Origin of the sequence: Sutterella parvirubra YIT 11816 (assembly GCF_000250875.1) — a bacterium.
Lineage (GTDB): Bacteria > Pseudomonadota > Gammaproteobacteria > Burkholderiales > Burkholderiaceae_F > Sutterella > Sutterella parvirubra.
This window is the reverse complement of record NZ_JH604942.1, coordinates 11,647-15,970: the sequence shown is the minus strand read 5'-3', so window position 1 is coordinate 15,970 and position 4,324 is coordinate 11,647. Positions and strand designations below refer to the sequence as shown.

4 protein-coding genes are annotated in these 4,324 nt (G+C 68.4%); 1 reads left to right on the top strand and 3 read right to left on the bottom strand.

Annotated elements, in window-relative coordinates; translation table 11 throughout:
- From HMPREF9440_RS04340 to HMPREF9440_RS04330, 3 genes are all read right to left on the bottom strand, one after another.
- A partial coding sequence (locus HMPREF9440_RS04340) for a lysophospholipid acyltransferase family protein (protein ID WP_172634279.1) occupies positions 1 to 461 on the bottom strand: 461 nt, incomplete at its 3' end.
- Positions 458 to 1,165, bottom strand: a complete 708-nt coding sequence (locus tag HMPREF9440_RS10490) for a beta-ketoacyl synthase chain length factor (RefSeq protein WP_008541849.1) — start codon at positions 1,163 to 1,165, stop codon at positions 458 to 460. The genes HMPREF9440_RS04340 and HMPREF9440_RS10490, both read right to left, overlap by 4 nt.
- Before the next feature lie 14 nt (positions 1,166 to 1,179).
- Positions 1,180 to 1,611 (bottom strand): hypothetical protein, encoded by a 432-nt coding sequence (locus tag HMPREF9440_RS04330; RefSeq protein ID WP_008541848.1) that lies wholly within the window; start codon positions 1,609 to 1,611, stop codon positions 1,180 to 1,182.
- A gap of 565 nt (positions 1,612 to 2,176) precedes the next feature.
- Here HMPREF9440_RS04330 and HMPREF9440_RS04325 point away from each other — a divergent pair.
- A partial coding sequence (locus tag HMPREF9440_RS04325) for an MMPL family transporter (protein WP_172634278.1) occupies positions 2,177 to 4,324 on the top strand: 2,148 nt, incomplete at its 3' end.

Sequence of the window (4,324 nt, the reverse complement as noted above, 5' to 3'; positions counted from 1 at the left end):
GGAAAGACGATGAGGGACGCCCCGGTCCGGAGCTCTTCGATCGAGCGGTCCACGAGCGCATAGCCTCCGTCGTTGACGATGTAGCCGGCCGCGCGGAGCGCCCCCGCCGTAAAGGGGTTCCGTGTGAGCGGCGCCTTCACGATCGCGCAGGCGTTGGGCACCATCGCGAAGAGAAAGACGACGTCAAGGAGCGTGAGGTGGTTGGCGAGAATAAGCTGCCCGGGCTTCTGAAGTTTCTCGAGGCCCTTCGTCTCCCAGTCGAGGATGCCCAAAAAGCGCAGGTACTTCACGAACCAAAGGAAGGTCGCGTGGACGACCCGGCGCGCGAGGATCTTGCGCTTCGCCGTCGGGTGCACGAAGAGGATGATCCCGGGGAAGAGCAGAAACTGAAAGAAGACGCCGAGTGCGCCGAACGTGAAGAAGCCGATGCCGCTCGCCAAGCGCCGCCAAAGCCGGTTCATCGGGCGCTCCCCCGCGTCCAGACCGTGCGCACGCCCTCGGCGTCCTCGACCCAACGGTCGGTTTCGCCCGTGAGGAACGGGACCGCCTCCAAAGGCCGCATCACGTCGTTCGTGGCGGGAAGCAAGCCCGGCTCGACGGTGAAGCGCACCGCTTCCGCGCTCCCGGCATCCGCACGGCGGACTTCGAGCGCGACGGCGAAGGTGCGGTTCTCGGGATGCGTCCCGCGGAAGACCTCGGGGCTTTCCGCGTCGTAGACGCAGAGGACGACGCGCTCGAACTCGGTCAAAAGCGATGCGGCTTCGACGAGCGCCGCCGAGACGCCGGCTTCCCCCGCGCCCATCGCGCTCACGTGGCCTTGGAAGCCCGTGAGGATCGTGAAGAGCCCGCCCACCGCGTTGTGGACCGACGTGGAGAAGGCCGTGGGCGAGAGGCCGTCCGGGTCGCGCATGTCGTCGAGAAGCCCGGCGGTCAGCGCCAGGTCCCCGAAGCGCGAGACGAAGAGGACGGCGTCCTTGTCGGCGTCCAGCACTTCCGCCCCCGTCATGAAGGGCTTCAGCACCGTGAAGGCCGCGCGGCCCAGGGCGGAAAGGCGCCGCCGGTCGCGGGGCTTCAGGAATTCGGCCGGAGCCTTGTCGTCGGGGGAGGCGGCGCGCCAGAGGCGCACGCCCCCGATCGAGACGGGAAAAGCGGAGGTAGTCGTCATGCTCGGGCGGACTCTTACTTCGAGGCGCAGCGCTGGATGTCGATCACGAGGTTGCTCATCCACTTCGGCACGTTGCGGTGGATGCAGAGCGCGTTCGGATCGTCGGCCTTCTTCGCCTGGCGGCAGGTGCGGTCTTCGTCGAGGCCGCGGCTCTTCACGTAGCCGACGGAGTAGTTCTTGCCGTCGTACTTCACCTCAACGATGAGTTCGTGCTTTTCGGCGCGCGGACCCGCACCCGGGTACGCGAGGCGCATGACGCCGGGCTTGTCCTCGACGACGCGCCACTTGCGGGCCCTCGCGGCGTCAAGGATCGCGTCCTTGGCCTGCGCCTTCGAAATTTCGGGGACGAAGACGCTCGGCATGACGGGCGACGAAAGAAGCGCGGCGGAAGCGCCCCCGGCGAGGGTGAGCGCGCAAAGAGTGGCGGCGATGCGGATGATGGACATGGAGAAGTTCCTCCTCGATAACGGTGTCTGTACGGTGGAGTACGAATGGGTTGGGTGGCCTGTCCGTGAGCTTCTTGGGGGCCTCACTCCGGACACCGGTCGTTGCGTACTGATTTTAGCCGACGGTTTTCGACGCCAACGGAGGCTTTGACGTGCTCTTCACGCCGCGGCGGTACGCTTGCCGGGTACTCATCATACGTAAACATGATCCCTTGGGCGGCATCGGATCCGGCGTCTTCCGCGTACCCGTCGTCACTTGACGCGAAGCGGACGGACGGGAGAAGCGCCGATCCGCGCGAAAGCTGCGCGCGGACGGGGACTTTCCGGCGGGGCCGGGCGCCCGCCGGACGCCCGTCCGGGGGCCGTGCGCCGCCGCGGATGCGTGGTATGCGGGCGGATGTGGGCGGAAAGCCGCAGAAGAGCGCCCCCGTATAATCGAAGCCTGACCGCCGGAGGGCTTCCGCGACGCCGTCCGGAGCCCTTTGATGCTCTTGGTTCCAAGCGTTCCGGGCCATTGCTGCGCCGCCGCGCTCTCCATTCTCTGAAAGCTTTTCCTTCCGCCGACATGTCTCTTCAGCGCACCACACCCCGCCGCATCTCCGCCCGCATGTGGGCGGCCGCGCTCGCCTGGGGGCTCGCGGTGCTGGCCTCGGTGATCTACGTCGCCTCCTCGCTCATCCATCATCCCCCCGAGAGCGACATCCGGGGGCTCCTCCCCGACGCGGGGACGCCGCAGGCCGAAAAGGCGCTTCGCGCGGAGCTCGCCCGCCGGCACGAGAACACGCTGACGCTCTTCGTTTCCCGGCCTGAAGCCAAAGACGGGAAAGTGCGGGGCGGTGCGCCCGTCGACCTGCAGGCCGAGGCCCGAAAGCTCGCGAAGGTGCTCGATGAAGCGGCCTCCAAGCTCGAACCCGCGCTCCGGCGCTCCGCCCAGGCGGACCCGGGCCGGATCGAAGCGGCGCTCCGCGAAGCGGCCGAAGCCCAGATGACGCTTGCCGACGAAGCCCGGTTCGGCGCCATGTCGGCCGAAGCCTTGGGCGCTTCGGCGCTTTCCGCGGCGGCCTCGCCCGTCGCGGGCGCGGTGCTCGACTTCTTCCACGATCCCCAACGGTTCGCGACGCGTTGGGCGGCGGAGCGCCTCGCGACCTCGCCCTTGACGGCGCTCTATGAAGACGCCTCCGGCACGGTGCTCGCGCGCCGTCAGCCCGACGTCCTCGCCGTGCTCTTTGAAACGGGGGGCGCACCCGTGGCGGAGCGCGAGCGGCTCGAGGCCGCCGTCGCGGAACTCGAAACGACTGTCCGTGCGGCCTTCCCTGGGATGGAGGTCATGGTGACGGGTCTTCCTCGCTTCACGCTTCATGCGGTCGGCACGGCCGAGCGCGAGATGACGGTCCTGGGGGGCGTGAGCCTCGCCGTCAGCGTGCTTCTCGGCATCTGGTGGTTCGGGAACCTCCGGACGCTCTGCGCGATGGTGCTCGTCACGCTCTCGTCCTTTGCGGTGGCGGCCGCCGCCGTCATAGGCCTCACGGGCGGCATCCACCTGATCGCGCTCGTCTTCGGAACGACCTTGATCGGCATCACCGTCGACTACGGCGCGCACTACTTCTGTCAGCGGCTGGGCCGGGGTGAGGACGCGCCGTGGACGCAGTTGAAGAAGCTTCTTCCCAACCTCACGCTCGCCTTTCTTTCGACCGTGCTCGCCTTCGGGACGATGGCGCTGGCGCCGCTCCCGGGACTCCGCCAAATGGCGGTCTTCGGGGCCGCCGGGGTCGCGGCTGCCTTTGCGGGCGTGGTGCTTTGGCTCCCGGTGCTCGACGTCCGGCCGATTCCCTTCAGGGAGAGGACGAGAAAGGTGGCGGTCTTCCTCGCGAAGCTTCCGTCGGTCGACGATCTCCAACCGGCCGTGCGTGCGGGGCTCATCGTTGCGCTGGCCGTCTTCGTCCTTTGGGGCGCGTCGGGCCTGCGGCTCACGACGTCGCTCTATGAATTGAACAACGCGCCCCAACAAATGCTCCTTGATGCGGGCCGGGCGGCGACGCTCTCGGCGGCGCCTTCGATCTCCCAGTACTACCTCGTCACGGGTCGCGACGAGGCGGAAAGGTTGGCGCGCGAAGAGGCCTTGGAGCGGGCTCTCTATGAAAAGCGGGGCGATCCCGCCTTCGCCGGGATCGGCCTCGTCTCCGAAGCAGATTGGTTCCCGTCGCCCGCGCGCCGGGCGGCGGTCGCGGCGGTGAAGCGCGACGTCTGCGCCAAGACGAACCTCACGGTGGAACCGATGCTGGGTGCGCCGCTCGCCTGCATGGGAGCGGCCTCGCCGCATCCGGCTGCCGACCAACGCCTGAAGGAAGCGCTCACGGCGCTCCTGCCGCCCACGGTCTCGACGCCTGAGGAGAGCGCCTCGTTGGTGCTCTTGACCGGCGTCACGGCGAAGAACGTCAAGGCCGCGGCGTCGTTGGGGGCCGGCATCGAAGGCGTCCACTGGCGCGACATGCCGGCCGACATCACCGAGACGCTCACGCTCTACCGCGACCGCATCGCGGTGCTCCTGGGGGCGGGGTTCCTCCTGATCGCCGTCGTCCTCGCCGTCCGCTTCCGGAAGGAAGCCTGGCGCGCGCTAGGTCCCACCGCCACCGCGTCGCTCCTCACCTTGGGGCTTCTGGGCGCGATGGGTGAGAGCCTCTCGCTCTTCACGGTCCTCGCCGGCGTCCTGCTT

What these genes read in the sequence shown, in the direction of transcription:
- HMPREF9440_RS04330 (WP_008541848.1), bottom strand. Translation starts at nt 1,611, where the DNA reads ATGTCCATCATCCGCATCGCCGCCACTCTTTGCGCGCTCACCCTCGCC.
- HMPREF9440_RS10490 (WP_008541849.1), bottom strand. Translation starts at nt 1,165, where the DNA reads ATGACGACTACCTCCGCTTTTCCCGTCTCGATCGGGGGCGTGCGCCTC.